Source organism: Micrococcus sp. FDAARGOS_333 (assembly GCF_002206575.2).
In the GTDB taxonomy this organism is placed as follows: domain Bacteria; phylum Actinomycetota; class Actinomycetes; order Actinomycetales; family Micrococcaceae; genus Micrococcus; species Micrococcus lylae.
Genome location: NZ_NJFJ02000001.1, coordinates 666,303 through 692,520, shown reverse-complemented (window position 1 = coordinate 692,520; position 26,218 = coordinate 666,303). Strand labels below are relative to the sequence as shown.

The 26,218-nt window shown below is 71.6% G+C and carries 22 protein-coding genes; 11 read left to right on the top strand and 11 right to left on the bottom strand.

What is annotated here, in order from left to right:
• Positions 1–10: 10 nt before the first annotated feature.
• Together CEQ11_RS03175 and CEQ11_RS03170 are read left to right on the top strand one after the other, a co-directional pair.
• Positions 11–1,408, top strand: coding sequence for a glycerate kinase (locus CEQ11_RS03175; protein ID WP_088477724.1), 1,398 nt, complete (start codon positions 11–13; stop codon positions 1,406–1,408).
• 307 nt (positions 1,409–1,715) lie between these two features.
• On the top strand, positions 1,716–2,483 hold the full coding sequence (locus tag CEQ11_RS03170) for a glutamine amidotransferase (RefSeq protein ID WP_227718710.1): 768 nt from the start codon (positions 1,716–1,718) through the stop codon (positions 2,481–2,483).
• Between the two features lie 63 nt (positions 2,484–2,546).
• On the opposite strand, the gene CEQ11_RS03165 is transcribed toward CEQ11_RS03170, so the two are convergent.
• Positions 2,547–3,521: a LuxR family transcriptional regulator gene (locus CEQ11_RS03165; RefSeq protein ID WP_227718709.1), complete on the bottom strand. Its 975-nt coding sequence runs from the start codon at positions 3,519–3,521 to the stop codon at positions 2,547–2,549.
• Between the two features lie 180 nt (positions 3,522–3,701).
• Between CEQ11_RS03165 and CEQ11_RS03160 the strand changes: the two genes are divergently transcribed.
• Positions 3,702–6,749, top strand: a complete 3,048-nt coding sequence (locus CEQ11_RS03160) for a S8 family serine peptidase (RefSeq protein ID WP_088477722.1) — start codon at positions 3,702–3,704, stop codon at positions 6,747–6,749.
• A 241-nt stretch (positions 6,750–6,990) separates the two neighbouring features.
• Here CEQ11_RS03160 and CEQ11_RS13050 read toward each other — a convergent pair whose 3' ends face one another.
• The gene (locus tag CEQ11_RS13050; RefSeq protein WP_227718708.1) at positions 6,991–7,587 is read right to left on the bottom strand and encodes a TM2 domain-containing protein; all 597 of its coding nucleotides are present in this window, start codon (positions 7,585–7,587) and stop codon (positions 6,991–6,993) included.
• 118 nt (positions 7,588–7,705) lie between these two features.
• On the opposite strand from CEQ11_RS13050, the gene CEQ11_RS03150 reads away from it, so the two are divergent.
• Positions 7,706–8,701: an ornithine cyclodeaminase family protein gene (locus tag CEQ11_RS03150; RefSeq protein ID WP_088477721.1), complete on the top strand. Its 996-nt coding sequence runs from the start codon at positions 7,706–7,708 to the stop codon at positions 8,699–8,701.
• A gap of 60 nt (positions 8,702–8,761) precedes the next feature.
• Here the strand turns inward: CEQ11_RS03150 and CEQ11_RS03145 are convergent, their stop codons facing one another.
• Positions 8,762–9,166 (bottom strand): hypothetical protein, encoded by a 405-nt coding sequence (locus CEQ11_RS03145; RefSeq protein WP_088477720.1) that lies wholly within the window; start codon positions 9,164–9,166, stop codon positions 8,762–8,764.
• Between the two features lie 157 nt (positions 9,167–9,323).
• Between CEQ11_RS03145 and tgt the strand changes: the two genes are divergently transcribed.
• Positions 9,324–10,628, top strand: coding sequence for a tRNA guanosine(34) transglycosylase Tgt (tgt, locus tag CEQ11_RS03140; RefSeq protein WP_227718707.1), 1,305 nt, complete (start codon positions 9,324–9,326; stop codon positions 10,626–10,628).
• Between the two features lie 231 nt (positions 10,629–10,859).
• Here tgt and CEQ11_RS03135 read toward each other — a convergent pair whose 3' ends face one another.
• Complete coding sequence (locus CEQ11_RS03135) at positions 10,860–11,444, bottom strand: GNAT family N-acetyltransferase (protein ID WP_127913449.1); 585 nt, start codon at positions 11,442–11,444, stop codon at positions 10,860–10,862.
• A 151-nt stretch (positions 11,445–11,595) separates the two neighbouring features.
• Entirely contained in the window at positions 11,596–12,807 is a 1,212-nt protein-coding gene (locus CEQ11_RS03130; protein ID WP_088477718.1) for an acyl-CoA dehydrogenase family protein, read from the bottom strand.
• 185 nt (positions 12,808–12,992) lie between these two features.
• Between CEQ11_RS03130 and CEQ11_RS03125 the strand changes: the two genes are divergently transcribed.
• Complete coding sequence (locus tag CEQ11_RS03125) at positions 12,993–13,694, top strand: TetR/AcrR family transcriptional regulator (RefSeq protein WP_088478872.1); 702 nt, start codon at positions 12,993–12,995, stop codon at positions 13,692–13,694.
• A gap of 35 nt (positions 13,695–13,729) precedes the next feature.
• On the opposite strand, the gene CEQ11_RS03120 is transcribed toward CEQ11_RS03125, so the two are convergent.
• Positions 13,730–14,056: a putative quinol monooxygenase gene (locus tag CEQ11_RS03120; RefSeq protein WP_067190758.1), complete on the bottom strand. Its 327-nt coding sequence runs from the start codon at positions 14,054–14,056 to the stop codon at positions 13,730–13,732.
• 140 nt (positions 14,057–14,196) lie between these two features.
• Here CEQ11_RS03120 and thiD point away from each other — a divergent pair, with 140 nt between their 5' ends.
• From thiD to CEQ11_RS03100, 4 genes are all read left to right on the top strand, one after another.
• Positions 14,197–15,030 (top strand): bifunctional hydroxymethylpyrimidine kinase/phosphomethylpyrimidine kinase, encoded by an 834-nt coding sequence (gene thiD / locus CEQ11_RS03115; protein ID WP_088477717.1) that lies wholly within the window; start codon positions 14,197–14,199, stop codon positions 15,028–15,030.
• 110 nt (positions 15,031–15,140) lie between these two features.
• Positions 15,141–16,409 carry an amidohydrolase gene (locus CEQ11_RS03110; protein ID WP_088477716.1) on the top strand — a complete coding sequence of 423 codons (1,269 nt, stop codon included), beginning with the start codon at positions 15,141–15,143 and terminating at the stop codon, positions 16,407–16,409.
• Positions 16,410–16,561: 152 nt separating this feature from the next.
• Positions 16,562–17,584 (top strand): hypothetical protein, encoded by a 1,023-nt coding sequence (locus CEQ11_RS12860; RefSeq protein WP_088477715.1) that lies wholly within the window; start codon positions 16,562–16,564, stop codon positions 17,582–17,584.
• 83 nt (positions 17,585–17,667) lie between these two features.
• The gene (locus tag CEQ11_RS03100; protein WP_102957477.1) at positions 17,668–18,189 is read left to right on the top strand and encodes a hypothetical protein; all 522 of its coding nucleotides are present in this window, start codon (positions 17,668–17,670) and stop codon (positions 18,187–18,189) included.
• Between the two features lie 353 nt (positions 18,190–18,542).
• On the opposite strand, the gene CEQ11_RS03095 is transcribed toward CEQ11_RS03100, so the two are convergent.
• Both CEQ11_RS03095 and CEQ11_RS12855 read right to left on the bottom strand, forming a co-directional pair.
• Positions 18,543–19,673: a sensor histidine kinase gene (locus tag CEQ11_RS03095; RefSeq protein WP_127913448.1), complete on the bottom strand. Its 1,131-nt coding sequence runs from the start codon at positions 19,671–19,673 to the stop codon at positions 18,543–18,545.
• 159 nt (positions 19,674–19,832) lie between these two features.
• Complete coding sequence (locus CEQ11_RS12855; RefSeq protein ID WP_193762975.1) at positions 19,833–20,006, bottom strand: hypothetical protein; 174 nt, start codon at positions 20,004–20,006, stop codon at positions 19,833–19,835.
• Positions 20,007–20,185: 179 nt separating this feature from the next.
• On the opposite strand from CEQ11_RS12855, the gene CEQ11_RS03085 reads away from it, so the two are divergent.
• Positions 20,186–20,869 (top strand): response regulator transcription factor, encoded by a 684-nt coding sequence (locus CEQ11_RS03085; RefSeq protein WP_088478870.1) that lies wholly within the window; start codon positions 20,186–20,188, stop codon positions 20,867–20,869.
• A 121-nt stretch (positions 20,870–20,990) separates the two neighbouring features.
• On the opposite strand, the gene CEQ11_RS03080 is transcribed toward CEQ11_RS03085, so the two are convergent.
• From CEQ11_RS03080 to gcvP, 3 genes are all read right to left on the bottom strand, one after another.
• Positions 20,991–21,812, bottom strand: a complete 822-nt coding sequence (locus tag CEQ11_RS03080) for a thermonuclease family protein (protein WP_088477712.1) — start codon at positions 21,810–21,812, stop codon at positions 20,991–20,993.
• A 145-nt stretch (positions 21,813–21,957) separates the two neighbouring features.
• Entirely contained in the window at positions 21,958–23,124 is a 1,167-nt protein-coding gene (gcvT, locus tag CEQ11_RS03075) for a glycine cleavage system aminomethyltransferase GcvT (RefSeq protein ID WP_088477711.1), read from the bottom strand.
• Positions 23,125–23,136: 12 nt separating this feature from the next.
• On the bottom strand, positions 23,137–26,118 hold the full coding sequence (gene gcvP, locus CEQ11_RS03070; RefSeq protein ID WP_369804908.1) for an aminomethyl-transferring glycine dehydrogenase: 2,982 nt from the start codon (positions 26,116–26,118) through the stop codon (positions 23,137–23,139).
• Between the last annotated feature and the right edge of the window lie 100 nt (positions 26,119–26,218).

Sequence of the window (26,218 nt, the reverse complement as noted above, 5' to 3'; positions counted from 1 at the left end):
CCCTGGCAAGATGCGCCATATGAGGACCGTGCTGCTCGCCCTGGACAAGTTCAAGGGTTCCCTCACCGCCGCCGACGCCTGCGCCGCGCTCGCCCGGGGGCTCCACAGTGCAGCCCGGGGAACGCAGGCCGCCCGGGCGCCCGAGGCCTCGGGCGCATCCGGAGCCCCGGTCTCCTCCGGCACCGGCCTGCGCGTGCTCACCGTGCCCGTGGCCGACGGCGGCGACGGCACCGTGGACGCCGCCCTCGCCGCCGGCTTCGTCCCGCTCGCGGTGGAGGTTGCCGGGCCGCTCGGCGAGCCCCGCACCGTGCGCATCGCCCGGCGGGACGGCGTCGCCGTGGTCGAGCTCGCCGAGTGCTGCGGCCTGGTGCACGTGGACGCGCCCGGCCCCGAGACCCATGCCCGTGCGAGCACCCGTGGCCTCGGCGAGGCCATCGCCGCGGCAGTCGCGGACGGCGCCCGCGAGGTGGTGGTCGGCATCGGCGGCAGCGCCTCCACGGACCTGGGCCTCGGGATGCTCGCCGCCCTCGGCGCAGACCTGAGAGGCGACGACGGCCGCCCCCTGCCCGAAGGATCGGCAGCTCTGCGCTCGCTCGTCTCCGCCGACCTCTCGGGTGCCCGTGCTGCGCTCGAGGGGGCCACCCTGACCATCGCCTCCGACGTGACCGCGCCCCTCACCGGTCCCGACGGCGCCGCGCACGTCTTCGCCGCCCAGAAGGGAGCGCCCGAGGACTCTCTCGGACAGCTCGACGAGGACCTCGCCCACGCCGCCGACGTGCTCCTGCGCGACGCCGACACGAACCCTCGCCGCGGCCCCCAGAGCGATGCCTTCGCCGGCTCCGAACCCTCCTGCCCTGGCCCGGTGCCCACTGGTCCTGACCTGGTGCCCGACGTCACCGGCAAGGCGGACACCACCGACGTCTCAGGCGACCCGACCGCATCCGCCGGCGCAGGGGCCGCCGGCGGCACGGGGTTCGCCCTGACGCTGCTCGGTGCTCAGACCCGCTCCGGCGCCGAGGTCCTCCTGGACATGGCCGGCTTCGACTCCGCCGCGGCAGACGTGGTGATCGTGGGCGAGGGGTCCCTGGACGCGCAGTCCCTGCAGGGCAAGGCCCCGGCCGTCGCCGCGGCTCGCGCCCGCTCGGTCTGGGCACAGGGCGCCTCGCCACAGAGGCAGGGGTCGTCGGTCTCGGGCTCCGGGCCCACGTCGCACCGCTCCCGCACCGTCCTGGCCGTCGCCGGGCGGGCCGACCTTCGCTCAGAGGACCTCACCGCGGCCGGCATCGACCGCGTCCTCACCCTCCGCGAGCGCACCGCCTCGGACGAGGACAGCATCGCCCGGGCCGCTGAGCTTCTCGAAGACCTTGGCCGCCAGCTCGGGCACGAGCTGGGAGGCGACCCGGCATGAGGACCGGACCGGCCGTCGTCGGGAAGGGCGGCTGGCCGAATGGCGCCTGACCGCTGACCGCTGACGACGCTCGGCTCCACGCGTTCAGTTCACGAATTGGTGAGGACACGCCCTCTGGCTCCCGCTTGTCGGGGGCGATGAGGGTGTGTCCTCACCAGTAAGCATCACGGGGCGGGCGGCCCGCTGGGGGACAGGTCGGGCAGCGGAATCACCTCGGACTGGCGCACCGAAAGCTGACCTCTTCTCAGTGAGTGGGAAGGACAGCAGCGAGCACGTGCTGCGCCCACGCCCCCAGTAGTCTGTGGAGGTGTTTCCTCCTGCGGCACGGCCGTTCCTGCTGATCCAGACACGGCCCGAAGACGACGCCTCCGCGGCCGAGGCCACCTCCGTCCGCCGTCTCGGCGGCTACACGGACGACACCCTCACCGCGTTCCGCCTCGAGGAGCACGTCACCGTGCACCCCGAACAGCCCGTGGACTGGGGGGCCCTGCTCGCCGAGCACTCCGGCGTCATCCTGTCCGGCAGCCCCTTCACCACCTCGGACCCGGAGGAGTCCAAGTCCGAGCTGCAGCACCGTGTGGAGACGGAGCTGGCGCGGATGCTCGAGGTGCTGCGTCGTGACGAAATCCCGTTCCTGGGCTGCTGCTACGGCGTCGGCACGCTCGGCAGGCACGCCGGCGGCACGGTGGACACCGCCTACGGGGAGAAGCCCGGCCCCGTCACGGTCACCCTGACCGAGGCAGGCGCCGCCGACCCGCTGCTCGAGGGCCTGCCGGAGCAGTTCTTCGCCTACGTGGGCCACAAGGAGGGCCTGACCGTCCCTCCTGAGGGCGCCGTGGTCCTGGCGACCGGGGAGAGGTGCCCCATTCAGATGTTCCGCCTGGGCCGGCACCAGTACGCCACCCAGTTCCACCCTGAACTGGACCAGGACGGGCTGCTCGAGCGCCTGAGGATCTACGCCCACCACGGCTACATGGAGCCCCACGAGGCCGAGGACGTGTTCGCGCGCATCCGCGCCCGGCAGGCCCCGCTGCCCCCGCGGATCCTGGAGAACTTCCGCCGCATCTACGGCTGAGCCTGGCTCGCGCCCCCTCCGCCTCACTCGTCCGACTCCCCGGCCGGGCCGGGTCGCCGCGCCTCACACCCAGCCGCGGCGAGAGGCCTCCACACCCAGCTGGAAGCGGCTCTCCGCACCCACGGACTTGGACAGCTCCGCCAGACGCCGCTGCACCGTACGGCGCGACAGCCCGATGTGCCGGGCCATCGCCTCGTCCGTCAGCCCCACAGACAGCAGGGCGAGCAGGCAGCGGTCGGCCTGATCGAGCTCCGCAGCGCCCTCCCCCACCGGAACGGCGAGGTTCCACTGCTGCTCGAACAGCCGGATCAGCGCGCCCACCAGCAGCGAGCCCCGCACCAGCAGCCCCTCGCCGCCGGACCGCACATACGTCTCCGGTCCGAGCGCCATACCGTCCGGCGGCAGGGCGATCAGCGCCGCGAGGTCGTCGATCACGATCATCTTGAACGGCAGCCGCGGAAGCATGCGCGACTCCTCCCCCGGTGATTCGCCGATGTCCGGCCGCCCCGTCTCGTCACGGCGCACAGACTCACCCTCGTAGATCACACGCCAGAGCACACCGCGCCCCTCCGAACGGTGCTGGGCGGACTCCGGAAGCGGACCGGCGCTGAAGTACGGCCCCCGGTCCATGCCGCGCACCACCCGTTGCGCCTCCCCGACCAGGGCCACCGCGGCCCGGGTGACTTCGGCTGCCCCCACGAGCACCTGCAGGGACTCTGCGGTCGCACCCGGCCTGTCCCGGTACTCGGAGACCAACATCTCGGCGGCCGCGCGCAGCCGATCCACCTCACGCTGACGGCGGCCGGCCTCGGCCTGCAGCGGATGGCGCGGCGAGAGCGGATGCACCCGCCCCTCCCTGACCCGGACGAGGCCGGCGTCGATCAGGCGGACGAGAGTGCCGTCGTCGTGCTCCTCCACCGGCACGGACGACTCGGCGAGCAGACGGCGGTAGGCGACCACGTCCCATGCCTCGAGTCCGAGAGCGGACAGGTCCGGGACAGGCCCGTCCGGCCGGTGGTGCGCCTGCGGCTCTGTCACGTCTTCAGTTCCTCTCGTGCTCGGCGCCCTGTCTGGCGCATGCATGCCATGACGCCATCGCGTCACCATGAATCCTATGTGGTGGTCGTCACAACGTGCTGAAGTGGGCGGCACGGCCCTCCGCCCGTGTCACCCCACGGAGTCCGGACGCCGCCTCGCACCGTTCGATGAAGGAATCCCATGTCCCACCCCATGCAACGTCGCCGCAGGCTGCTCGGCGTGACCACCGCGGTCGCGCTCGCCCTGTCCGGCGCCACCGCGGCGATCGGCACCCAGCAGGGCGAGACCGCCACCGCCTCCGCAGAGCAGTCCCTAGCCACCGTCTCGGGTCAGAGCACCGCCGCGGCGGCCCTGGCCTCCGGCCCGCGCACCAGCCCCGAGAAGTTCGAAGACGGCGGCTACATCGTGCTCATGATGGACGAGCCGGTCGCCAACTACTCCGGAGACGTCCCGGGCTATGCGGCCACCAAGCCCGGCAAGGGGCTCGGCCGCGGCACGGACACGTTCAACCCGAAGTCCGCCGCCGCCAAGAAGTACGCCCAGCGCCTCGGCACCGAACAGGACCGGGCCATGAAGCGGGCCGGCCTCTCCCAGGGCAAGGTCCACACCCGCTACACCACCGCCGTCAACGGCTTCGCCGGCACCTTCACCGCCGAGGAGGCCGCCGCACTGGCCGCCGACCCGGCCGTCCTCGCCGTCGTCCCGGACGAGATCCGCCAGCTGGACACCGTCTCCTCGCCCGACGTCCTCGGCCTCACCGGCAAGAAGGGCGTCTGGGCCGACCTGGTGGGCAAGAAGTCCGATCCGTCCGCGGCCGGCCGCGGCGTGGTCGTGGGCGTCGTGGACTCCGGCATCCGTCCGGAGAACCCCTCCTTCGCCGACGACGGCCACCCCGCCGCTCCGGCAGACTGGACCGGCTCCTGCCAGACCGAGGACGAGGAGGGCTTCCCCGCCGACTCCTGCAACGACAAGCTGATCGGCGCGAAGTACTTCGTCAGCGGCTTCGGCGCCGCCCGCCTGGCCGACTACGAGTCCCTGTCCCCGCTGGACGCGGGCGGCCACGGCACGCACACCGCCTCCACCGCCGCCGGCAACCACGGCGTCACCGCGACGGTCGGCGGCACCGAACGCGGCGAGATCTCCGGCATGGCCCCCGGAGCCCATGTCGCGGCCTACAAGGCCTGCTGGGACGGCGTCACCTCCTCCGGCTGTGCCACCGCGGACACCGTCGCCGCCATCGACGCCGCCGTGGCCGACGGCGTGGACGTCATCAACTACTCCATCTCCGGCTCACGGAACCAGGTCGTCGACCCGGTGGAGCTCGCCTTCCTGAACGCCGCCTCCGCCGGCGTGTTCGTGGCCGCCTCCTCCGGCAACTCCGGCCCGACCGCCTCCACCACGGCCCACGCCTCCCCGTGGATCACCACCGTGGCCGCCTCCACCCACGCCGTGTACGAGCACACCCTGGTCACCGGTGACGGCGAGCGCCACATCGGCGCCTCGATCACCCGCCCGCTGGACGAGGACACCCCGATGGCCTATGCCGGGGACCTCGCCGCCGAGGGCGCCGACCCGGCCAAGGCTGCGCTCTGCATCGCGGACACCCTGGATCCCGCCAAGACCGAGGGCAAGCTCGTGGTCTGCGACCGCGGCGAGAACGGCCGCGCCGCGAAGTCCTCCGTCGTCGAGGCCGCCGGCGGTGTGGGCATGGTGCTGGTGAACGTGTCCGAGGCCGAGGGCCTGAACGCGGACGTCCACGCCGTGCCCACCGTGCACCTGCCGGCCTCCGCACGCGAGGCTGTGGTGGCCTATGCCTCGTCCGAGGGCGCCACCGGCTCGATCCTGGACACCAACGCCGGCTCCACCACCCCGACCCCGCTGGTCGCCGCCTTCTCCTCGCGCGGCCCGTCCCTGGCCGCGGACTCCGACCTGCTGAAGCCGGACATCTCCGCCCCGGGCGTGGACGTGCTCGCCGCATACTCCCCGACCCTCGGAGGCGAGGACTTCGCGTACGCCTCCGGCACCTCGATGTCCTCTCCGCACATCGCCGGCCTCGCCGCCCTGGTGAAGCAGGGTCGCCCGGACTTCAGTCCCATGCAGATCAAGTCCGCGCTGATGACCACCGCGGCAGACCACGCCGAGCAGACCTCGCCGTTCGCGGGGGGCGCCGGCTTCGTGGACCCGACCCGCATGATGAACCCGGGGCTGACCTTCGACTCGGACCGCGACGACTGGTACGACTTCCTCGCCGGTCAGGGCGTCGTGTACTCGGACACCGGCAATCCGGTCTCCGACACCCCGATCGACGCTTCGGACCTGAACCTGCCGTCGCTGGCGATCGGTGACCTGTACGGCTCCCAGACCGTGACGCGCACCCTGACCAACGTGGGCGGGAACAACGGCCCGTGGACCGCCAGGGTGGAGGGCCTCGAGGGCCTGGACGTCCGCGTCTCCCCACAGCGCATCAAGCCGAAGGTCGGCCAGTCGCAGGATGTGGAGATCACCGTGAGCGCCGCCGGCGCACCGGCCGGCGAGTTCGCCACCGGGCACATCGTGTGGACCGGCCCGGGCAAGAAGACCGTCCGCATCCCGGTCGCCGTGCGCCCGGGCGTGGCGGAGTCCCCGGCGGTGGTCGAGGCCGAGCGTGACGCCCAGGGCCTGGAGCTTCCGGTGAAGGTCGGCGTGGACGGCGTCCTGGAGACTCGCGTGCGCGGCCTCGTCCGCGCCGAGGAGTCCACCGGCAAGGCCCCGGAGCAGCTGGTCTTCGACCCGTCGGATGAGCGCCTGACCGGCCACGACTTCGACTACCCGCGCGGCTACCCGAGGGTGCGCATCGAGGCCGAGACCGTGGGCGATGTGGAGGCTGACCTGGACATCTACGTCACGAGCTCGTGGGCCGGCTACCCCGTGGCCCGCTCCGTGACTCGCGGCACCGGCGCCGAGATCTACGAGGGCCCGATCTACTCCTCCGCCCCGCAGCACACCATCCACGTGGTGGCGAAGGGCCAGACGGACACCACCGTGCCGTACACGCTGCGCGTGTCCTTCCCCACGGACGAGGACACCGGGGTGCTGACCTTCGACCCGGCCGCCGCCCAGGTCACCCCGGGTGAGACCCACGTGTTCCAGGGCGTCCTGGACACGGACGGCACCAGCACCTACACCGGTGCCGTCGACATCCTTCACGAGGGTGAGGTCGTCGACACGACCACGATCCGCGTGAAGTGATCCCCGGCCGAGGCCGCCCCTCGCCTCGGCCGGGGATCACGGGTCGGCGCCCGCCCTGCCCCTCAGGACGGGCGCCGATCGCCTGTACTCAGCGCGAAGGGCCAGGACGTCGTGACGACGTCCTGGCCCTTCGTCGTGCCACCGTGCGGCGTGCGGATCCGTGGCCGGCGGTCTGCACCCTCTGGCCGGACGCGCGAATCTGCCGGTCGGTGTCAGCCTGCTGTGTTGATGCCGGCCGGTGTCAGCTTCCGCCGTTGACGGCGCCGCCGATGACCCAGAGGACCACGGTGATGATGACCGCCGCCGCCTGCTCGTTGCGCGTGCCGCGGACCTTGCGGCCGACGCCGTCGGTCTGGCCGTGGGCCAGCGTCATGATCACGTCGATCAGGTACCAGATGCCCAGGCCGCCGAAGGTGAACAGCTTCAGCAGCCCGGTGCCGATCTTGCCCAGGTAGAACCGGTCCACTCCCAGGATGCCGAGCAACAGGGACAGCAGCCACGTGGCGATGAACGACTTGGGCGAGGTGTACTGCTGCGGCGCCATCCCGCCTGCCCAGGGCTGCATCCCCGCCCCGGCGTAGCCCGGCGGCGGGGCCTGGCCGTACGGCCCGACCTGACCGCCCGGCCCATAGGTGCCCTGTCCGTGGGAGCCCGGCCCGTAGGTGCCCTGCACGTGGGGGCCCTGCCCGTCGCGGCCGTACTGCGGGTATCCCGCGTCCGCGTACCCCTCCTGCTCCCAGGGGCGGGGCTCCTGCTGCTCGTCGCCGCCGCCCTGGTACCAGGACGGCGTCTCGCCGTGGCGGCGACGCCGGCCGCCGCCGGGGTGCTCGTGGCTCATCGGTGTCCTCTCGGGAATGCGGGGAGGCGGCGCTGCACGGGCAGCCTCCTGATGTCCCTCACAGTATCCGCCACCGCGGACCCGGTGCGCCCGCGGCGGATTCCGTACGGTGGAGTCCATGACGGATCCGAGCACAGCCGCCCCTGCCCCCTCTCAGCTGCCCCATGTCCTCGGACCCTCCCTGCGCTCCGCTCTCAGCCCGACGGCCGCGGTCGAGGCCCTCGAGCGCGCTCTGCGCGAAGGACTCGACCCGGAGACCGACGCTCCGCGCACCCGCGTGGAGACCTCCACGGGCATGCTCATGCAGATGCCGTCCACCCGCGGCGAGGAGGTCGGCACGAAGCTGCTCACGCTCACCCCGGAGAACGCGGACGCGGACCTGCCGGTCATCCAGGGCGTCTACGTCCTCTTCGGCGGTGCCGAGCAGGCGCCGCGCGCCGTTCTGGACGGCATCGAGCTCACGAACCTGCGCACCTCGTCCGTGTCCGCACTCGGCGCGCGCCTCGCCGGCGCCGTCCCCGCCGGCTCCTCGGCCACCGGCGGAACCACGACGGCGGCCGCTCACCTCGTCCTGTTCGGCACCGGAGTCCAGGCGTGGGAGCACGCGGTGACGTTCTGCGACGTCCTGGAGGTCGAGCGGATCACCGTGGTCGGCCGGAGCGCGGAGAAGGCACAGGCCCTGGCCGCGCGCATCACCGACGAACTCGGCGTCTCCGCGGAGGCCGGCGGCGAGGACGCTGTTGCCGAAGCGGACGTGGTGGTCACCTGCACCGCCTCCGCGTCTCCACTGTTCGACGGCGCCCTGGTGCGCGACGACGCCGTGGTGGTGGCGATGGGCGCCCACACCCCGGACACCCGTGAGCTGGACGAGGCCCTGCTCGCCCGCGGCCAGGTGGTCGTGGAGTCGCGCGACTCGGCGCTGCGCGAGGCAGGCGAAGTGGTGCTCGGCATGGAGTCCGGCGCCGTCACCGAGCCGGAGCTGGTCACCTTCGCGGACCTGGCCACAGGCCGGGCGAGACGGAAGGCGGGGGTGCCTGCCGTCGTCGTGACGACCGGCATGCCCTGGCAGGACCTGGTCGTGGCCTCCGCGGTGATGGACGCGCTGGAGGCCTGATCCGGGGACGGCGGAGGGGCGGCCCCCGGCGGGACGCCCCTTCCGTGTGCGTCGGACGGCTCAGGCGCGCCGCGAGCGGACGACGGCGATGGCGCCGAGGACCGCCAGCACGAGGGCGGCCACGAACCACAGGAGACCGCCGCCGATGTTCGGGTCGGCGACCTGGACGGAGACCTGGGCGCCGATCAGCACCACGGCGACGATCACCGCGGTGAGGCCGTGGCGCCGCACCGGAGAGCCGACGCGACGGCCGACGGCGAACAGCACCACGGCCCCGAGCAGCGCCACGAGATGCTGGGCGGCGACCAGGGCGTGGCTCCCGGCGACGGAGTTCGGGAACGGGGCCTCCGTCAGCATCATGAGCACAGTGACCGCGAACGGGACCGTCATCGCCAGGCCGGCGGCGACCATCGTGCCGGTGGGCCGGGCGGGGCGTGCGGCGGGGGCGGCGTGCGCTGCGGTCATGGCTCTTCTCCTCGGGACATGTGAGGGAGGAGACTACGCGCCACTTCCGCCCCCATCAGCGGTGCACCGAGCATACAGCCCGCGCAGAGGCACGGGAAGGCACCGACGGGCGCCGGCCCGAGGGCCGTCCCACGGCCCACTCACTACGATGGATCCCATGCCCCTCCACGACGCCGAGACCCCCGCGCCGCAGCCCGCCCACCCCTCGCACTTCGGATACGAGGTGACCGGGCGGCTGGAGGACGGCCCCGGCCACGGCCGCACCGGCGTCATCACCACCCCACACGGGCAGATCCAGACCCCGGCGTTCATCCCGGTGGCCACCCAGGCCACCGTAAAGGCCGTGCTGCCGGAGTCCATGGAGGAGCTCGGCGCGCAGGCCCTGCTGGCCAACGCCTACCACCTGTACCTGCAGCCCGGCGACGAGCTGCTCGACGAGGCCGGCGGGCTCGGGCGGTTCATGAACTGGGACGGCCCCACCTTCACCGACTCCGGCGGCTTCCAGGTGATGAGCCTCGGCTCGGGTTTCAAAAAGGTCATCGACATGAAGGGCCCCGCCGCCCCGGACGGGCAGGGCGCCGACGACGCCGTTGCCCCGGGCAAGGAGCGCCTGGCCAACGTGGACGAGGACGGCGTCTGGTTCAAGTCCCACCTCACCGGGGACCGGCACCGGTTCACCCCGGAGCGCTCCGTGCAGATCCAGCACAACCTCGGCGCGGACATCATGTTCGCCTTCGACGAGCTGACCACCCTGCACAACTCCCGCGGCTACCAGGAGGAGGCCCTCGAGCGCACCCGCCGCTGGGCCCAGCGCTGCCTGGACGAGCACGCCCGCCTCACCGCCGAGCGCGCCGACCGCCCCTACCAGGCGCTGTTCGGGGTGATCCAGGGAGCCCAGTACGAGGACCTGCGCCGCAAGGCCTGCGCCGACCTGTCCACCATGACCACCCGGTACGCGGACGGCACGGAGGCCGGCTTCGACGGCTACGGCGTCGGCGGGGCCCTGGAGAAGGAGAACCTCGGGACGATCGTCGGCTGGTGCGCTTCCGTTCTGCCGGAAGACAGGCCGCGGCACCTGCTGGGCATCTCCGAGCCGGACGACCTGTTCACCGCCGTGGAGAACGGGGCGGACACCTTCGACTGCGTCTCCCCCACCCGCGTGGCCCGCACCGGAGCGTTCTACACCCGCGACGGCCGCTACAACCTGCCCGGCGCCAAGTACCGGCGGGACTGGGGCCCGCTGGACCCCGAGTGCGACTGCTACACCTGCGCGCACTACTCACGCGCCTACATCCGCCACCTCATGAAGGCCAAGGAGATGGTCGCCCACACACTGGTGTCCATCCACAACGAGCGCTTCACCGTGTCCCTGGTGGACCGCATCCGCGCGTCGATCGGAGACGGCACCTTCGCCGAGCTCAAGGCCGAGACCCTCGGCCGGTACTACGCCGGCAAGAAGTGAGGCGGGGGCCGGGAAGGCTCGCTCTCTGTGTCCGCAGCGTCGGAACTCCGCCTGTCGAGGCCGGCTTTCCGACTCGTGGCACACAGGGGATCAGCTGCGTCCCTGCCCAGCCCGTTCCGCCCCGGACATGGTTGTGCGCGGCCACCCTCTCCGGTGAGGACGGCCGCGCACGGGGGTCGACGCCGGCGGCGCCCGCGTGGTGTCACCCCACCCCGCGGGCGCCCGCCGTCGTCAGCTCAGCGGGGCGCGGGTCTCCGCGCCGAACGCCTCGGGGTAGGCGAACTCACCCGAGGGGACCTCGACGGACTGGTCGAGGACGAGGATCTGGAGGGCCCCCGGGCGGTCCGCGAAGGCGGCGGTGACGCCGTACTCGGCGGCATCCTCGAAGCCGAAGCGCGGGTAGTACTCGGGGTAGCCGTAGACCACCACATGAGGCTCGCCGGCCTCCTTCGCAGCCGCGAGCAGCGCCTTCACCACCGCGGTGCCGGCACCCTGGTTCTGGTGCTCCGGCAGCACACCGTGCGGGGCGAGCGCGAGGGTCTCGGCGTCCCCGATGTGGGCGCGGCACAGCAGGCCGTATGCCACGGGATCCGAGTGCAGGTCGGTGCCGGGGATCGCGGCGGTCATGGTGACCATCGAGAACTGCGGCAGCCAGGCCTCTTCGTCGTTCTGGAGCTCCTCCACGAGGTCCGCCTCGGCAGAGGTCTCGAACGCCAGCTCGTTGATGCGGCGGATCGCGTTGCGGTCCTCGGCGGACGAGTGGTCGGCGACGCGGGACGGCCACCGGTGGGTGTGGTCGCGGGGCGTGTTCTCCATGGCCCCAACCTAGGCCACACGGTGACCTGCGCAACAGGCTGTGTCCACGGTGTGGACAGAGCACGTCCAGGACGGTGCCGTCGTCGGGAAGGCGTCGGCAGGGCTGGCGGCCAGCCCCGGCTTCGCACCGGCCCGGCGCCGTCCCTCAGGCTCAGGCGAACGCCCCCTTGCCGGTGATGTCGCGGCCGACGATGAGCGCCTGCACGGTCTCCGTGCCCTCGTAGGTGTGGATGGCCTCGATGTCCGCGAAGTGCTTGCCCACCTCGTTCTGCACGAGGATGCCGTTGCCGCCGAGCAGGTCGCGAGCGTTCGCGGCGATGGACCGGGCGGCGCGGGTGGCCGAGTACTTGGCCAGCGAGGCCTGCGGGCCGGTGAGGCGGCCGGAGTCCTCGAGCCGGGAGGCCCGCAGCACGAGCAGCTGCACCTGGGTCAGCTCGGAGAGCATACGGGCCAGGCGCTCCTGCACCACCTGGGAGTGGGCCAGCGGGCGGCCGAACTGCACACGCTGCTGCGCGTACTGCACGGCGGCCTCATAGCAGCCGACCGCGTGGCCGACGGCGGCCCAGGCCACGCCCACGCGGGTGGCGAAGAGGACGGCGGCGGTGTTCTTGAAGGAGGTGGCCTCCGGCATGACGTCCTCGGCCGGAACGAACACGTCGTCGTAGGTGATGTGGGCCTGGTGGATGGCGCGCAGGGACATCTTGCCGCGGATGACCTCGGCCGTGTAGCCCTCGGTGTCCTGGTGGACGATGAAGCCCTTGACCTGGCCGTCCTCGGTGGAGCGGGCCCAGGTGACGGTGATGCCGCCCGCGGCGCCGTTGCCGATCCACTTCTTGTGGCCGTTGATCCTCCAGCCTCCGTCCACGGGGGTGGCGGTGGTCTCGAGGGAGACGGAGTCGGAGCCGTGGGTGGGCTCGGTGAGTGCGAACGCGCCGTAGAGCTCGCCGGCGGCCATCTTCGGCAGGTACTTGGCCTTCTGCTCGTCGGAACCGCACATCTGGATCGAGCGCATGGCCAGTCCGCCCTGCACGCCCACGATGGTGGACAGCGAGCCGTCGATGCGCGCCAGCTCCATGGTGGCCAGGCCGGAGGCGAGGCGGGAGTAGGTGGGCTTGCCCTGAACCTCGACGCCGTCACGCAGCAGGTCCGCCTCGGCCAGTCCCGGGATCAGCCCGGTGGGGTACTCGCCCTTGTCCCAGGCGTCCTGGAGGGTCTTCTGGACCTCGGGGGTGAGGTAGGCGCGGGCGGCCTTGAAGAGGACGAGGTCCTGCTCGTCGATGTCCTCGAAGATCGCGTAGGCGTCCGTGTCCAGGGGACCGGTGATGTCGTACTCGGGCTCGGCGGTGGGCAGCTGCTCGGTCATGGCAGGTCCTCTCGGTGGGAGGTGGAGCGCCGGGTCCGTGCGGCGGGGGCCTCACGGTGCGCGGAGCCTCACGACGACGGCCGCTCGCCTCCGCCTGTCCGGCGCGGGATGCTGGATCCAGCATCGTATGAGACTGAGTTTCAGGTCAAGTGATACGCCGTATCAGACTGCGTATGATCGTCGACATGAACAAGAGGCTCGCCGCGCACACGCCCGCCCTCATCCGCCTGCTGGACGAGCAGGGCTGGGACGCCACCACCGTGGACGCCCTCGCCGCTGCGGTCGGCGTCAGCCGAGCCACGTTCTTCCGCACCTTCGGCTCCAAGGAGGACGTGGTCTTCCACGACCATGCGGTGCTGCTCGAGGAGCTCGAGGAGTTCCTGGACGGCGCGGACCCCGGCCCCGAAGCCACCGCGGACGCGCTCGTGAAGGCCGTGCGGCGGGTGTTCCGACACCATGCCGCGGACCCGGCACAGGCGCAGGCCCGGTACCGGCTGCTGCGGCAGTCCAAGGCGCTGCGGAACCGGGAGCTGCTGAGCTCGCACGGCTACGAGCGGCTCTTCGCCCGCTGGCTGCGCGGCCGGCCGGAGACACTGCCCGACGGGGACGCCACGGCGTTCGGCCTGGCCGGCGCCGCCGTGGCCGTCCACAACGCGGCGCTGCGCGGCTGGCTGCGGGAGGGCGCCGAGACCGGCGTTCTGCCGGACGCCACCGACGCCGAGGAGCGGCTCGCCGAAGACCTGACCGGCCTGGTCCGGGCATTGACCCGGCCCCCGAGCCCGGCGGCCGACACCGCCCGGGTGAGGACCGTCGTCGTGACGGTGGACGAAGGGCGGCCCGACACGGACGCCGTGCTGGCATCGGTGCGGGCCGCCCTGGAGAGCTGAGACGGGCTCAGCCGGAGTTCAGCGGGCCGGAAGGCTCACTCGTCGATCTGGATCTCACCCATCGGGCCGAAGCCGTCGGCCGAGATCTGCTCGGAGATGATCTGCGGGGTCTTGGCGAGCAGCGGCTTCATGGCGTCGATGCCCTCCTGGAAATGCGGGGACTCCACATGGGCCTTCGCGCCCTCGTCGGTGAAGCCCTCGAGCAGGAAGTACTCGTTCTTCTCGCCCTCCACCGGCTGGTACCACTCGAAGAACATGTTGCCCTCCTCGCTGCGGACGTCTGCGGTGTACTTCGCGACGGCGTCCATCCACTGGTCGGCGAGCTCGGGCTTGACGGTGAACTTCAGGTTGATCAGGATCATGCGTCCACTCTGGTCGATCAGGCCGGGAGCGCGCCAGCACGGCGGCTCTGCCCACGGCGGAATCCCTGCGGACCCGGGCACCTGACATCTGTGACGGGCGCGGGTGAAGGCACAGCCCCCACGGGAGTAGCATCGACCTCATGTCTGACGTGATCGCGCGCACAGAGCGCCCCGCCATCGCACTCACCATCGCCGGCTCCGAGGCCACCGGCGGTGCCGGCGCCCAGGCCGACCTGAAGACGTTCCAGGAGCTGGGCGTCTTCGGCATCGTGTCCCTGACCTGCATCGTCTCCTTCGACCCGAAGGACGACTGGAACCACCGCTTCTTCCCGGTGCCCACCGAGGTCATCGCGGACCAGCTCGAGGCTGTCCAGAAGGACTACGAGGGCACCCTGAAGACCGTGAAGCTCGGCATGCAGGGCTCCCCGGAGGTCATCCGCACCACCGCCGAGGCCCTGAAGTCCCAGGAGTGGGACCACGTGCTGCTGGACCCGGTGCTGATCTGCAAGGGCCAGGAGGCCGGCCACGCCCTGGACACCGACCAGGCGCTGAAGGCCGAGCTGCTGCCGCTGGCGACCTTCACCACCCCGAACCACTTTGAGACCGAGCAGCTCTCCGGCATGACCGTGAAGACCGTGGACGACCTGATCGCCGCCGCCAAGAAGATCCATGAAGTCTCCGGCGCCGCCGTGCTCGCCAAGGGCGGCATGCACCTCGAGGGTCCGGATGCGGTGGACGTGTTCGTGGACGGCGAGACCGTGGAGGTCCTCTCCGAGCCGAAGATCGGCACCGAGGGCGTCTCCGGCGCCGGCTGCTCCCTGGCCGCCGCCGTGACCGCGGAGCTGGCCAAGGGCGCCACCCCGCTGGAGGCTGCGCGGCGCGCCAAGGCCTTCGTGACCGCCGGCATCCGCCAGGCCGTGGACGGCAACACCCCGTTCGCCGCCCTGTGGCAGGGCGGCCTGCGCCAGGGCTGACCTCTGCCTCCCCCGCCCATGTTGCCCTCGTTCCGATCCGGAGACCCCCGCACGCGCTCCGGATCGGAACGAGGGCTTCGTCATGCCGCCATCGCCGACGAGAGGACCCCATGACCTCCCCGACCGACACCGCTGCTCCCCTGCCGACCCCCACCCGCCTGCCACAGGCCCTGCGGCTGACCGACGCCGAGCGCGAGCGCATGCACGCGGACTACGTCCACCTGCACCGCCACCCCGAGCTGTCGATGCAGGAGCATGAGACCGCCGCCTGGATCGAACGGCAGCTGGACGAGATCGGCGTCGAGCACTTCCGCTGCGGCGGCACCGGCGTGGTCGGCATCCTGCGGCACCCGGAGTCCCCGGAGGCGGCCACGGTGGCGTTCCGCGCGGACTTCGACGGCCTGCCGATCCTCGAGGACACGGGGCTGGACTACGCGTCCACCGCCCGCGGCACCCTCGCGGACGGCAGGGACGTCCCGGTGATGCACGGCTGCGGCCACGACACGCACGTGATGGGAGCGCTCACCGCCGCACGGCAGCTGGTGAAGGCGCCTGAGACCTGGCAGGGCACGGTGGTGTTCGTGTTCCAGCCGGGCGAGGAGACCGGAGCCGGCGCCGCGGCGATGGTCGCGGACGGCCTCTGGGACCGTGCCCCGCGGCCGGAGGTCGTCCTGGGCCAGCACGTCATGCCTCTGGAGGCCGGAAGCGTCTACGTCATCCCCGGCACCGCCATGGCCCTGGCCGACTCCCTGCGGGTGACCTTCCACGGAAAGCAGGCGCACGGCTCTCAGCCGCAGGACAGCATCGATCCCATCGTGATGGCCTCCCACGCGGTGGCCCGGCTGCAGACCGTGGTCTCCCGCGAGGTGGACCCGCGCGAGTCCGCCGTGGTCACGGTCGGCACGTTCCACGCCGGCCTGAAGGAGAACATCATCCCCGCCGAGGCGACCATCGAGCTCAACATCCGCACCTTCACCCCCGAGCGTCGGGACCAGGTGGTGGCGGCCGTGGAGCGCATCGTGAAGGCCGAAGCCGCCGCCTCCGGCGCCCCGGAACCGACCGTCGAGCCGATCAGCACGTTCCCCCGCTGCTACAACGACCCCGAGCACTCCGAGCGCGTCAGCGCCGCCCTGCGCGCCGAGCTCGGCGCAGAGCAGGTCACCTCCGCCGCCCCGTTCATGGGCTCGGAGGACGTGGGCGCCCTGGCCGACGCCATCGGCGTCCCCCTCGTGTACTGGCACTTCGGCGGCTTCCAGGGCGAACCGGAGCAGTACCCGGTGAACCATCACCCCGCCTTCGGGCCCGTCATAGCGCCCACCCTCGAGGCCGGGCACCGCGCCGCCCTGGCCGGTCTGCTGGCCTACATCGGACGGAGCTGAGCCCTCTCCCCTCAGAGCCCTCGTTCCGATCCGGAGAGCGTCTCGCCGGCTCCGGATCGGAACGAGGACTCCGGGAGAGAGCCAGCTCCGCGCATGGCGACAGGCGCGGACTTCATGGCGACAGCAGCGGACTTTCCAGAGAGGATGGAGGCATGAAGACCACCGAGTTCGGAATGTTCGCCCACGCCCCGATGTCCGGCGAGGCGGCCGCGTATCTGCCGAAGCGGGCCACCCGCCCCGGCTTCCTGCGACCAGGCAGCCGCAGCTACGGCCTGCTGGCCGCCGCGGGTCTGGGGGCCCTCAGCCTGCTGGACCCCTCGGAGGGGGACGCACGGGAGCGCAGGACGGTGAACCGGATCATCGCCGCCGCCACCGGCGTCTACGGCGCAGCTGAGCTCCGGGCCGCGCTGGATGTGGGTGCCCTCGCCGCCGGCGTGACCCCGCGCTTCACCACCCGCCTGCGCAACGGCCTGGTGGGTCTGGCCGGAGGCGCTGCCGCCGGCGGGCTCGTGGCCCTGGCCCCGGCCGTCTACGCGATGTGGGACGCCAAGAGCATGGACCTGCTGGAGAAGGTCGGCGCCACCGGTCTGGCCCAGAAGGCCGGCTTGACGCATCCGCGCGCGGCCATGGCCGTGCTCGGCGTGGCCGCCGCCCTGCTGGGCAATGCCGCCGCCCGCCGCACCCACCGCGACGCCGTACAGCAGGGTGCCCTGCTGCGCTTCATGGACGACATGCCCGAGGATGAGGACGGACTCGCACCGGTCCCGGTCCCGGCCGCCGCCCGCGTGCTGCTGGAGACCATCCTGGACCCGGCCCTGGCCGAGGGCGCCGCTCTGCCGGGCGAGGCCGCACTGCGCGCCCAGCTGGCGCACACGAAGGCCGTGGAGCAGGAGCCGGGCGTCGAATTCACCGACTGGCTGCCGCTGGTGGTCGACGCCGAGACCCCGCTGGTCCGCGCCGTTCCGCACGACTTCACCTGGCCCGTGCGCGGCCGCTTCACCCACGAGGGCCAGGAGTTCGAGGTGCGCCTGTGCGTGGTGGACGGTGAGCTCGGTTCCCTCGCGGTCGAGCCGGTGGACCAGGACTCGGACGACGCCTGGCAGGCCCGCGCCACACTGGAGAGCTGGCCGTCCCCGGAGGAGCTGACCTTCGCCGTGGACGGCGCGGAGGGCTGACGACGCACTCAGGTCCGAGTCAGGCCGGGTGACTAGAGTGGGGAGCCGCCCGCTGCGTCCACTGACTTCGGAGTCGCCCCGCCATGACCACCCCCGCCCCGGTGAAGAGCACCGCCCGTGCCCGCCGCAAGGCCGCCCGAGCCGCCGCAGGGCCACGCCCGCGCCTGCACATGAGCATCTACGGGTTTCTGGTGGCCTGGCTGGTCCCGAACCTGCTGATGGCGGCGCTCGTGCTCGTGCTGGCCCTCATCCCGAGCCTGCAGGAGTTCGGCAGCCTGACACCGCTGCTCACCGTGGTGGGCCTGGCCGGCCTGGTGGTCGGCCTGCCGCTGTGCCTGCTGGTGAACTGGGCGTTCCGCCACGTGCTCAATCAATGGGTACACGTGCTCGCCTACGCCCTGGTGGGCATGCTGTACGGCCTGGTGGTGCTGACCCAGGGCGCCGGCGGCATCCTGCCGATGCTCATCCCGGTCATCGGCTTCCCGGCTGGCATCCTCATGGGCCTGGGACGCGTGGCCGCCCGCCCGCTGGTGAAGGTCGTCGGCGGCCCGGACGAGGCAGGTGACGCGGGCGCGGAGCAGCATCCGGATCAGGCGGCCGCCTGACCCGTCCAGGGCGTGCCTGTCTGCCACGGAGCATGCAGCCCTGGGCAGGCGTATCGCCGGGGTCCGGCCACTGCAGCGGCCGGACCCCGGCGACGAGGCGAGGCCTCACATGTAGGTGATCGTGCCGCAGGCCTGCGGCACTGCACGTCGTGCAGAGAGAAGGAAGGCGGCGGTCTGCGACCGCCGCCTTCCCCCTAGAACGTCCTCCCGGGCCCGCATCCCCTCAGGCTTGTTCCGGTCGGTGTCGTCCTGCACTGTGCACCGTCTCTTGGGGCACTTTCCACTGTAGTCAGGGCCACAGCCGGACCGGTAGTGGACTTTTGTCTACACTTTCGCGGACGGTGTGACATACATCACACGTCCGCGGGATCACGTGCAGGGACGGCGGCCACGAGCCGCCACTGCTCCCCCTCCGGCCCCACACTGAACGTGCCCCCGAAGGCAGAGACGCGCTCGCGCATCGAGTTGAGGCCGACGCCGGAGGAGTTCCAGGCCTGTCCGCCGCGCCCCTTCCTGCCCTGGGGCCGGCGCTCGATCGCGTTGGAGATCCGCAGGACCACGTCCGCCCCCTCCAATCCGACGGAGATCTGCACCGGCTCGCTGCGGTCCCCGTGCTTGGCGATGTTGCTGGTGGCCTCCTGGAGCACGCGGTAGAGCGTGCTCTGGGTGCCCAAGGGGACCGTTCTCCCCTCAAGCCGGACGTCCGCGCGCACGGTGAAGCCCAGCTCCATGAGCTCGTGGGAGACCCGGGAGACGCCGAGGTCGATGTCCACCGAGGTGCTCGACTCCGAACCGGAGTGGCCCGGCTGCGCCTGATCCCCCACCACGCCCTCCTCGCGCATCAGCGCGAGCATGCGCCGCAGGTCCACCAGCGCATCCTTGGCGGAGCTGCCGACCACGTCCAGCGCCTGACGCGCGGCCTCGTCCGTGCCGACGAACTGCGCGGTACGCGCCTGCATCGAGATGATCGTGAGGTTGTGCGCCACGATGTCATGCAGGTCTCGGGCGAGGACCCGCCGCTCACGCAGCGCGGCCTCCAGCGCCTGCCGGCGGGCCTCCTGGATCTTGAGGGCGTCTGCCTCGCGGCGCATCCAGGCGAATCGGACGAAGAGCCCCACGCCGATGCCCATCACCGAGATGATCACCGAGAACCAGATCGTCGATGCCGGCTGATGCAGCAGAGACGGAAAGAGCACGGCCCACCCCAGCGCCAGCACGCTGGCGATGACACTGAACAGCGCATTGGCCGTCGCCACGACGGCACTGACGATCAGAGTGCCGTACAGCAGGATGGGAAGGGTCTCCCCGCCCGTTCGCGCCAGAAAATAGACGGGCAGAAGAGCAGTGAACGCCACCGTGGTGGACACCCACTGCAGCAGGAAGGCCGCCGCCAGCAGACCCAGGATCAGGACGTACCTGTCCTGGCGCTCAGCCGATTCCAGCTCCGTGACCTCAGAGACGAGGTCGGACGAGATCGACAGCACCACGAGGATGCTGACGATCCCCAGATACCAGGGACTGCACTGGCGTGCGTCCCAGAAGCGACACCACCCCCGCTGAACCGGCGCCTTCGCAGGCGACGGTTCAGCGGGGGTGAGGTCGATCGTCCCGGTCGAAGTCACCCGTTCCGGTATGCCGGACGATCAGTCGCAGAACATGCCGAAGTTGTAGCAGAAGTAGTCTCGGGTGCCCTTGGCGAAGCCGGTGGTCTCGGCGACGTCGGAGCCGGTGCCGGTCGGCGCGGCGGAGGCGGCGGGAGCCATGGTGAACAGGGCGGCAGCGGTCAGGATGCTGGCAGCGAAGGTACGAGTCTTCATGTCCAGCATTATGGGATGCAGCTCACACACCGCACCAGGCCTGAACACCACAGAGCGCAGATTCACAGGAAACCCCGCACTCCATACTTTTTCCTGTGAAAACGCCGCATCCCGTATGTCTGCCTATGAAAAGCGCACTGTGATCCGTGCTACACCCGCGCGTGTTCTACGCTGATGCGGTGACCCAGAATCTTCGCGTGCTCATCGTGGACGACCAGCCGCTCATGAGCGGGGCCCTCAAGACCCTCGTGGACTCGGCCCCCGGCATGAGCTGCATCGGCGTCGCCGCCAACGGCGCGGAGGCCCTCGAGGCCTGCGACGCCACCACCCCGGACGTCGTCCTCATGGACATGCAGATGCCGGTCATGGACGGCGTGGAGGCCACCGGCCACATCGCCCGCGACCACCCGGAGATCCGCGTCCTGGCCATCACCACCTTCACCTCGGAGAACTACCTCGTCCCCGCCCTGCGCGCCGGCGCCGCCGGCTACATGGTCAAGGACGCCGAGCCGGCCTCCATCCTGAGCGCCATCCACGCCGTGCACCGTGGCGAGTCCGTCCTCTCCCCCACGGTCACGAAGAAGCTGCTCACGGCCATCGAGGAGGACGGTCCCGGCGTCGGCACCCGGCCGGTGCGTCCCGGCGACCCGGACGGCTCCGACCTCACCGACCGCGAACTCGGCGTGCTGCGCCTGCTCGCCCGCGGCCAGTCCAACACGGAGATCGCCCAGAGCCTGCACCTGTCCGAGTCCACCGTGAAGGCCACCTTCACCCGCATCCTGGACAAGCTCGAGGTCCGAGACCGCGTCCAGGCCATCATCCGCTCCGCGCAGCTGGGCCTGGTCACCCTCTCCCTCGACTGACCTGCCCCCTCCGGCATGGCACCGGAGGCCACACCCACGACGTCGGCGCGTCACCTTCGGACGGTGACGCGCCGACGTCGTGAAGCGGGTCCGGACAGGGGCGGCGGACCCCGGCGCCGGCTCAGCGCGAGTAGATCTCGTTGCGGCGGTCGTTGAGGTCGCGCAGGCGCTTCATGCCGCGGTCCGCGATCTCGTCCGCCTCGGCCACCAGGAGGTCCTTGGACGGGCCCCAGACGGTGTTCACGAAGTCCGTGCCCTCCGGGTCGAGGTTGTGGATGTCCTCCTGCACCAGACGGACGTTGTCCACGGCCTGCCCCAGCTCGACGGACTTCTCGTCGATCTTGGCGATGGACGGCTCCACGTCGTCTGAGATGACGTCCAGGGCGTACTCGGCCTCGTAGAGCTCGCTGTTGACGGTGCAGCGCTCCTCGAGGTCGTACAGGCCGATGTTGCGCGTGTACGCCTTCTCGTTCACGGACCGCATCTCGGAGGCCTCGGCCTCACCCACACCGATGCCGGTGGGGGCCGCCATGCCCTCCTCGATCATCGCCAGGTTGACGTCCTCGCCGGCCATGCGGAAGGTGGCGTACTCCTCGCCGTCGACCTCCTCGATGTCCACCACCGCGGTCGCTCCCGCGACGAGGCGGTCACGCAGCCACACATAGGACTTCTCGCCCATGCAGAGCGCCGGGCCGACCCGCAGGCCGTCCGGGTTGCGGGGACCGGCGGTCAGGCCGGCCATCTTGACGAGCTTCTCCTCCCCGTGGGCGTTGATCTTGACGGTGGTGCCGTCCACGACCTCGACGATCTGCATGCGGCGGCCCTCCTCGACCATGCCGCGGAACATCACCATGACGGCCAGCAGGATCATGGTCAGCGCCACGACGGCGAAGACGACGAACGCCTTCTTGGACACCCGGGCGCGGGAGGCGACATGAGTCATGCGGAGGATCCTGACAGTGGACGATGGACGGTCGAGCCCGGACGCGGACGAGGCCCGCCGCCCCGGCTCGGAGACCCATCCTAGCGAAGGAGGCTCGGAGCCCGAGACGGCGGACCGTCGTCACTGTGCCGAGTTCAGCACGTGCTCAGCGCTCACGGCGGTAGAACGGCAGGGGCACCACGGAGAAGGACTCGCCGCGGCCGCGCAGGTCCACCAGCAGCTCGGTGCCCTCGGCCGCGAACGCGCGGTCGATGCGAGCCATGGCGATCGGGTGCCCGAGGGTCGGGGACGGGGCGCCGGAGGTGACCTCGCCGATCACGTTGCCCTCGGTGTCCTGCACCGCGTAGCCGTGGCGGGCGGCCCGGCGGCCGGCGCCCTTCAGGCCCACGAGCACCTGGGACACCTCGTCCTTGCCCTGGAGCGCGGACTTGCCCACGAAGTCGGCCTCCTTGGACGCCGGGACGGCGAAGGAGACGCCGGAGGCGTGCGGCTGGTGCGCGTTGTCCAGCTCGTTGCCGTAGAGCGGCATGCCGGCCTCGAGGCGCAGCGAGTCGCGGGAGGCCAGGCCACACGGGGTCAGCTCGACGCCCGCGGCCTCGGCGGCCTTCACCACGGCGTTCCACACGGCGGAGCCGCGGTCGCCGGCCTCCTCCGGGGAGCCGGCGTGCACGAACAGCTCGAAGCCGTCCTCGCCGGTGTAGCCGGTGCGGGCCACGAGGACCTCCACGTCGCCCGCGCCGGTCGGCAGCGCCAGGGTGATGTGGGCGAAGTACTTCAGCTCCGCCAGCTCCTGGACGTGGGCCGGCATGGCCTGGGCCAGGATCTGCTCTGCCTGCGGGCCCTGCACGGCCACCAGGGAGGTGTCCGCGGACTCGTCCGTGACGGTGACGTCGCGGCCGGAGGCGCGCTGGGCGAGGGCGGTGTACACGGAGGCGGCGTTGCCGGCGTTGGGCACCACCAGGTACTCCGGGACGGAGCCCTCGGCGCCGTTGTCCATGCGGTAGACGATGAGGTCGTCCAGGACCGTGCCGGCGTCGGTCAGGCACAGGCTGTACTTGGCACGGCCCGGCTTGAGCGTGGACATGACGCTGGACAGCGCGTAGTCGAGCATCTCGCCGGCCTCGGGCCCGGTCACGCGGACCTCGCCCATGTGGGACAGGTCGAAGATGCCTGCGGCGGAGCGGACGGCCTTGTGCTCGGCGAGCTCGGAGCCGTACTTCAGCGGCATGTTCCAGCCCCCGAAGTCGGTGAAGGAGGCGCCGGCGGCCTCGTGGACGGCGTGCAGCGGGGAGTTGCGCAGGTTCTCGGACATGGTGGTCTCCTCTCAGGCGTCCGCGGTGGCGGTCGCGTCGGTCTCCTCCTCGAAGGCCTCCGGCGGCGGGCACGAGCAGACCAGGTTGCGGTCGCCGTACGCGCCGTCGATGCGGCCCACGGGCGGGAAGTACTTGTCCTGGCGCAGGGAGGCCACCGGGTAGCCGGCCTGGGAGCGCGAGTAGGAGCGGTCCCACTCGTCGCCGGTCAGGACGGCCGCGGTGTGCGGCGCGTTGCGCAGGACCGAGTCGGCCAGGGTCTCCGGGGTGGTCTCCACGATCTCGCCGTGGATGGAGATCATCGCCTCGATGAAGCGGTCCAGCTCCCCCAGGTCCTCGGACTCGGTCGGCTCCACCATGAGGGTGCCGGCCACCGGGAAGGCCAGGGTCGGGGCGTGGAAGCCGTAGTCGATGAGACGCTTGCAGACGTCCTCCGCGGTCACGCCGTGCTTCGCGGTGAGCTCGCGCAGGTCGAGGATGCACTCGTGGGCCACCAGGCCGCCCTCGCCGGTGTAGAGGGTCGGGTAGTGCTCCGCCAGGCGCCGGGAGATGTAGTTCGCACCGAGCAGGGCGTGGCCGGTGGCCTTGGTGAGGCCCTCGGCTCCCATGAGGTGCAGGTAGGCCCAGGAGATCGGCAGCACGCCGGCGGAGCCGTGCGGGGCCGCGGTCATGAGCGTTTCGCGGGACGGCAGGTACTTCACCAGGTGCTCGCCCACGGCCACCGGGCCCACGCCCGGGCCGCCGCCGCCGTGCGGGATGCAGAAGGTCTTGTGCAGGTTCAGGTGGGAGACGTCGCCGCCGAAGCGTCCCGGCTGGGCCAGCCCGACCAGGGCGTTGAGGTTCGCGCCGTCGATGTACACCTGGCCGCCGGCGGCGTGGACCTTGTCGCACACCTCGCGCACGTCGGCGTCGTACACGCCGTGCGTGGAGGGGTAGGTGATCATGATGGCCGCGATGCGGCCCTCGTTAGCGGCGATCTTCTTGTCCAGGTCCTCGGCGGAGATGGTGCCGTCCTCCGCGGTGGCCACCACCACCACCTTGAGGCCGGCGAGCACCGCGGAGGCCGCGTTGGTGCCGTGCGCGGAGGCCGGGATGAGGCAGATGTCGCGCTCGCCCTCGCCGTTGTCCATGTGGAACCGGCGGATGGCCCAGAGGCCGGCGAACTCGCCCTGCGAGCCCGCGTTCGGTGCCACGGAGACGCCGGCATAGCCGGTGATCTCGGACAGCTTCGCCTCGAGGTCCTCGATGAGGAACCTCCAGCCCTCGGTCTGGTGGGCCGGGGCGTACGGGTGGATGGAGCAGAACTCCGGCCAGGAGATGGCCTCCATCTCCGCGGTGGCGTTGAGCTTCATGGTGCACGAGCCCAGCGGGATCATCGTGCGGTCCAGGGCGAGGTCGTAGCCGGAGAGGCGGCGCAGGTAGCGCAGCATCTGGGTCTCGGAGTGGTGGGTGTTGAAGACCGGGTGGGTCATGTACTCCGAGGTGCGCAGCAGCTCCTGCGGGATGGCCGGGGCGGCCACGGCGCCCTCGTGGGAGGGCGCCGGCAGGGCCGAGGCATCGGCGCCGAAGGCGGCGAGCACCGCGGCGAGGTCCTCGTCCACGGTGGTCTCGTCGCAGGCCACGCGGACGGTGTCCGCGTCCACCACGCGCACGTTCACGCCGTTGTCCTCGGCGGCGGCGCGGATCTGCTCCGCGGCGCCCGGCACCTCGAGGGTGAGGGTGTCGAAGTAAGCCTCGTGGACGACCTTCACGCCGGCGCCGGCGAGCGCGGTGGCGAGGCGGTGCGCCTGACGGTGGGCGTGGCGGGCGATCTGGGCGACGCCGGCCGGGCCGTGGTAGACGGCGTACATGGAGGCGGTGATGGCCAGCAGCGCCTGGGCGGTGCAGATGTTGGAGGTGGCCTTCTCGCGGCGGATGTGCTGCTCGCGGGTCTGCAGGGCGAGGCGGTAGGCCGGCTTGCCGGCGTCGTCGTGGGAGACGCCCACGAGGCGGCCCGGCAGGGAGCGCTGCATGCCCTCGCGGACGGCCATGTAGGCGGCGTGCGGGCCGCCGAAGAACAGCGGGACGCCGAAGCGCTGGGTGGAGCCGACGGCGATGTCCGCGCCCTGCTCGCCCGGCGGGGTGATGAGGGTGAGGGCGAGGATGTCCGCGGCCACGGTGACGAGGGCGCCGGCCTCCTTGGCCTCGGCGATCACGGCGGTGTGGTCGTGCAGGCGGCCGGAGTCGCCGGGCTGCTGCAGGACGATGCCGCACAGGCCCTTCTCCTCGACGACGGCCCTGACGTCCTCCGGGATGCCGGCGGACAGGTCCGCCACGTGGACCTCGATGCCCACGGCGTCGGCACGCAGCTGCGCCACGGAGAGGGTCTGCGGGAACAGGTCGGCGTCCAGCAGGGTGACGCCGCTGCCCTTCCTCTTGTTGGCGCGATGCATCAGGAGGACGGCCTCGGCCACGGCGGAGGCCTCGTCCAGCAGGGACGCGTTGGCGATCGGCAGGGCGGTGAGGTCCTGCACCATCGTCTGGTAGTTCAGCAGGGACTCGAGGCGGCCCTGGGAGATCTCGGGCTGGTACGGGGTGTAGGCGGTGTACCAGGCCGGGTTCTCCAGCACCTTGCGGAGGATGACGCCGGGGGTGACGGTGTCGTAGAAGCCCTGGCCGATCATCTGGGTCTTCATCACGTTCCGGCCGGCGATCTCGCGCAGCTGCTCGAGCACGGCGGACTCGGTGAGCGGGGCGGGCAGGTCCAGGCCGCCCTCCATGCGGATGACCGGGGGGACGGCCTTGTCCACGAGCTGGTCGATGGAGTCGAGGCCGAGCACCTCGAGCATGTGCGCGGCGTCGTCGGCGCGCGGCCCGATGTGGCGGTCGACGAACGGCGCCGAGGCGGTGTCCCGCGGCTCGTGCGCGGACTGCGGCAGCGCCGTGGTCTCGTCTGCGGTCGGATGGGTGCTGGTCACGGGTACCTCCGAGGGGTCCTGCCGGTGCGGCATGATCATTCACCTCCCCGCTCTGTCATTGACCTGAGAGTTTCCACCCGCCTGCGGCGGGCTTGCACCGTCGGTGACGCAGTCCTCCGGTCCGGGGTCGGCGGATCCT

Coding starts and splice junctions, on each gene's coding strand:
- CEQ11_RS03175 (WP_088477724.1), top strand. CDS start 11: ATGCGCCATATGAGGACCGTGCTGCTCGCCCTGGACAAGTTCAAGGGT.
- CEQ11_RS03160 (WP_088477722.1), top strand. CDS start 3,702: ATGTCCCACCCCATGCAACGTCGCCGCAGGCTGCTCGGCGTGACCACC.
- CEQ11_RS13050 (WP_227718708.1), bottom strand. CDS start 7,587: ATGAGCCACGAGCACCCCGGCGGCGGCCGGCGTCGCCGCCACGGCGAG.
- CEQ11_RS03150 (WP_088477721.1), top strand. CDS start 7,706: ATGACGGATCCGAGCACAGCCGCCCCTGCCCCCTCTCAGCTGCCCCAT.
- CEQ11_RS03145 (WP_088477720.1), bottom strand. CDS start 9,166: ATGACCGCAGCGCACGCCGCCCCCGCCGCACGCCCCGCCCGGCCCACC.
- tgt (WP_227718707.1), top strand. CDS start 9,324: ATGCCCCTCCACGACGCCGAGACCCCCGCGCCGCAGCCCGCCCACCCC.
- CEQ11_RS03135 (WP_127913449.1), bottom strand. CDS start 11,444: ATGGAGAACACGCCCCGCGACCACACCCACCGGTGGCCGTCCCGCGTC.
- CEQ11_RS03130 (WP_088477718.1), bottom strand. CDS start 12,807: ATGACCGAGCAGCTGCCCACCGCCGAGCCCGAGTACGACATCACCGGT.
- CEQ11_RS03125 (WP_088478872.1), top strand. CDS start 12,993: ATGAACAAGAGGCTCGCCGCGCACACGCCCGCCCTCATCCGCCTGCTG.
- CEQ11_RS03120 (WP_067190758.1), bottom strand. CDS start 14,056: ATGATCCTGATCAACCTGAAGTTCACCGTCAAGCCCGAGCTCGCCGAC.
- thiD (WP_088477717.1), top strand. CDS start 14,197: ATGTCTGACGTGATCGCGCGCACAGAGCGCCCCGCCATCGCACTCACC.
- CEQ11_RS03110 (WP_088477716.1), top strand. CDS start 15,141: ATGACCTCCCCGACCGACACCGCTGCTCCCCTGCCGACCCCCACCCGC.
- CEQ11_RS12860 (WP_088477715.1), top strand. CDS start 16,562: ATGAAGACCACCGAGTTCGGAATGTTCGCCCACGCCCCGATGTCCGGC.
- CEQ11_RS03100 (WP_102957477.1), top strand. CDS start 17,668: ATGACCACCCCCGCCCCGGTGAAGAGCACCGCCCGTGCCCGCCGCAAG.
- CEQ11_RS12855 (WP_193762975.1), bottom strand. CDS start 20,006: ATGAAGACTCGTACCTTCGCTGCCAGCATCCTGACCGCTGCCGCCCTG.
- CEQ11_RS03080 (WP_088477712.1), bottom strand. CDS start 21,812: ATGACTCATGTCGCCTCCCGCGCCCGGGTGTCCAAGAAGGCGTTCGTC.
- gcvT (WP_088477711.1), bottom strand. CDS start 23,124: ATGTCCGAGAACCTGCGCAACTCCCCGCTGCACGCCGTCCACGAGGCC.
- gcvP (WP_369804908.1), bottom strand. CDS start 26,118: ATGATCATGCCGCACCGGCAGGACCCCTCGGAGGTACCCGTGACCAGC.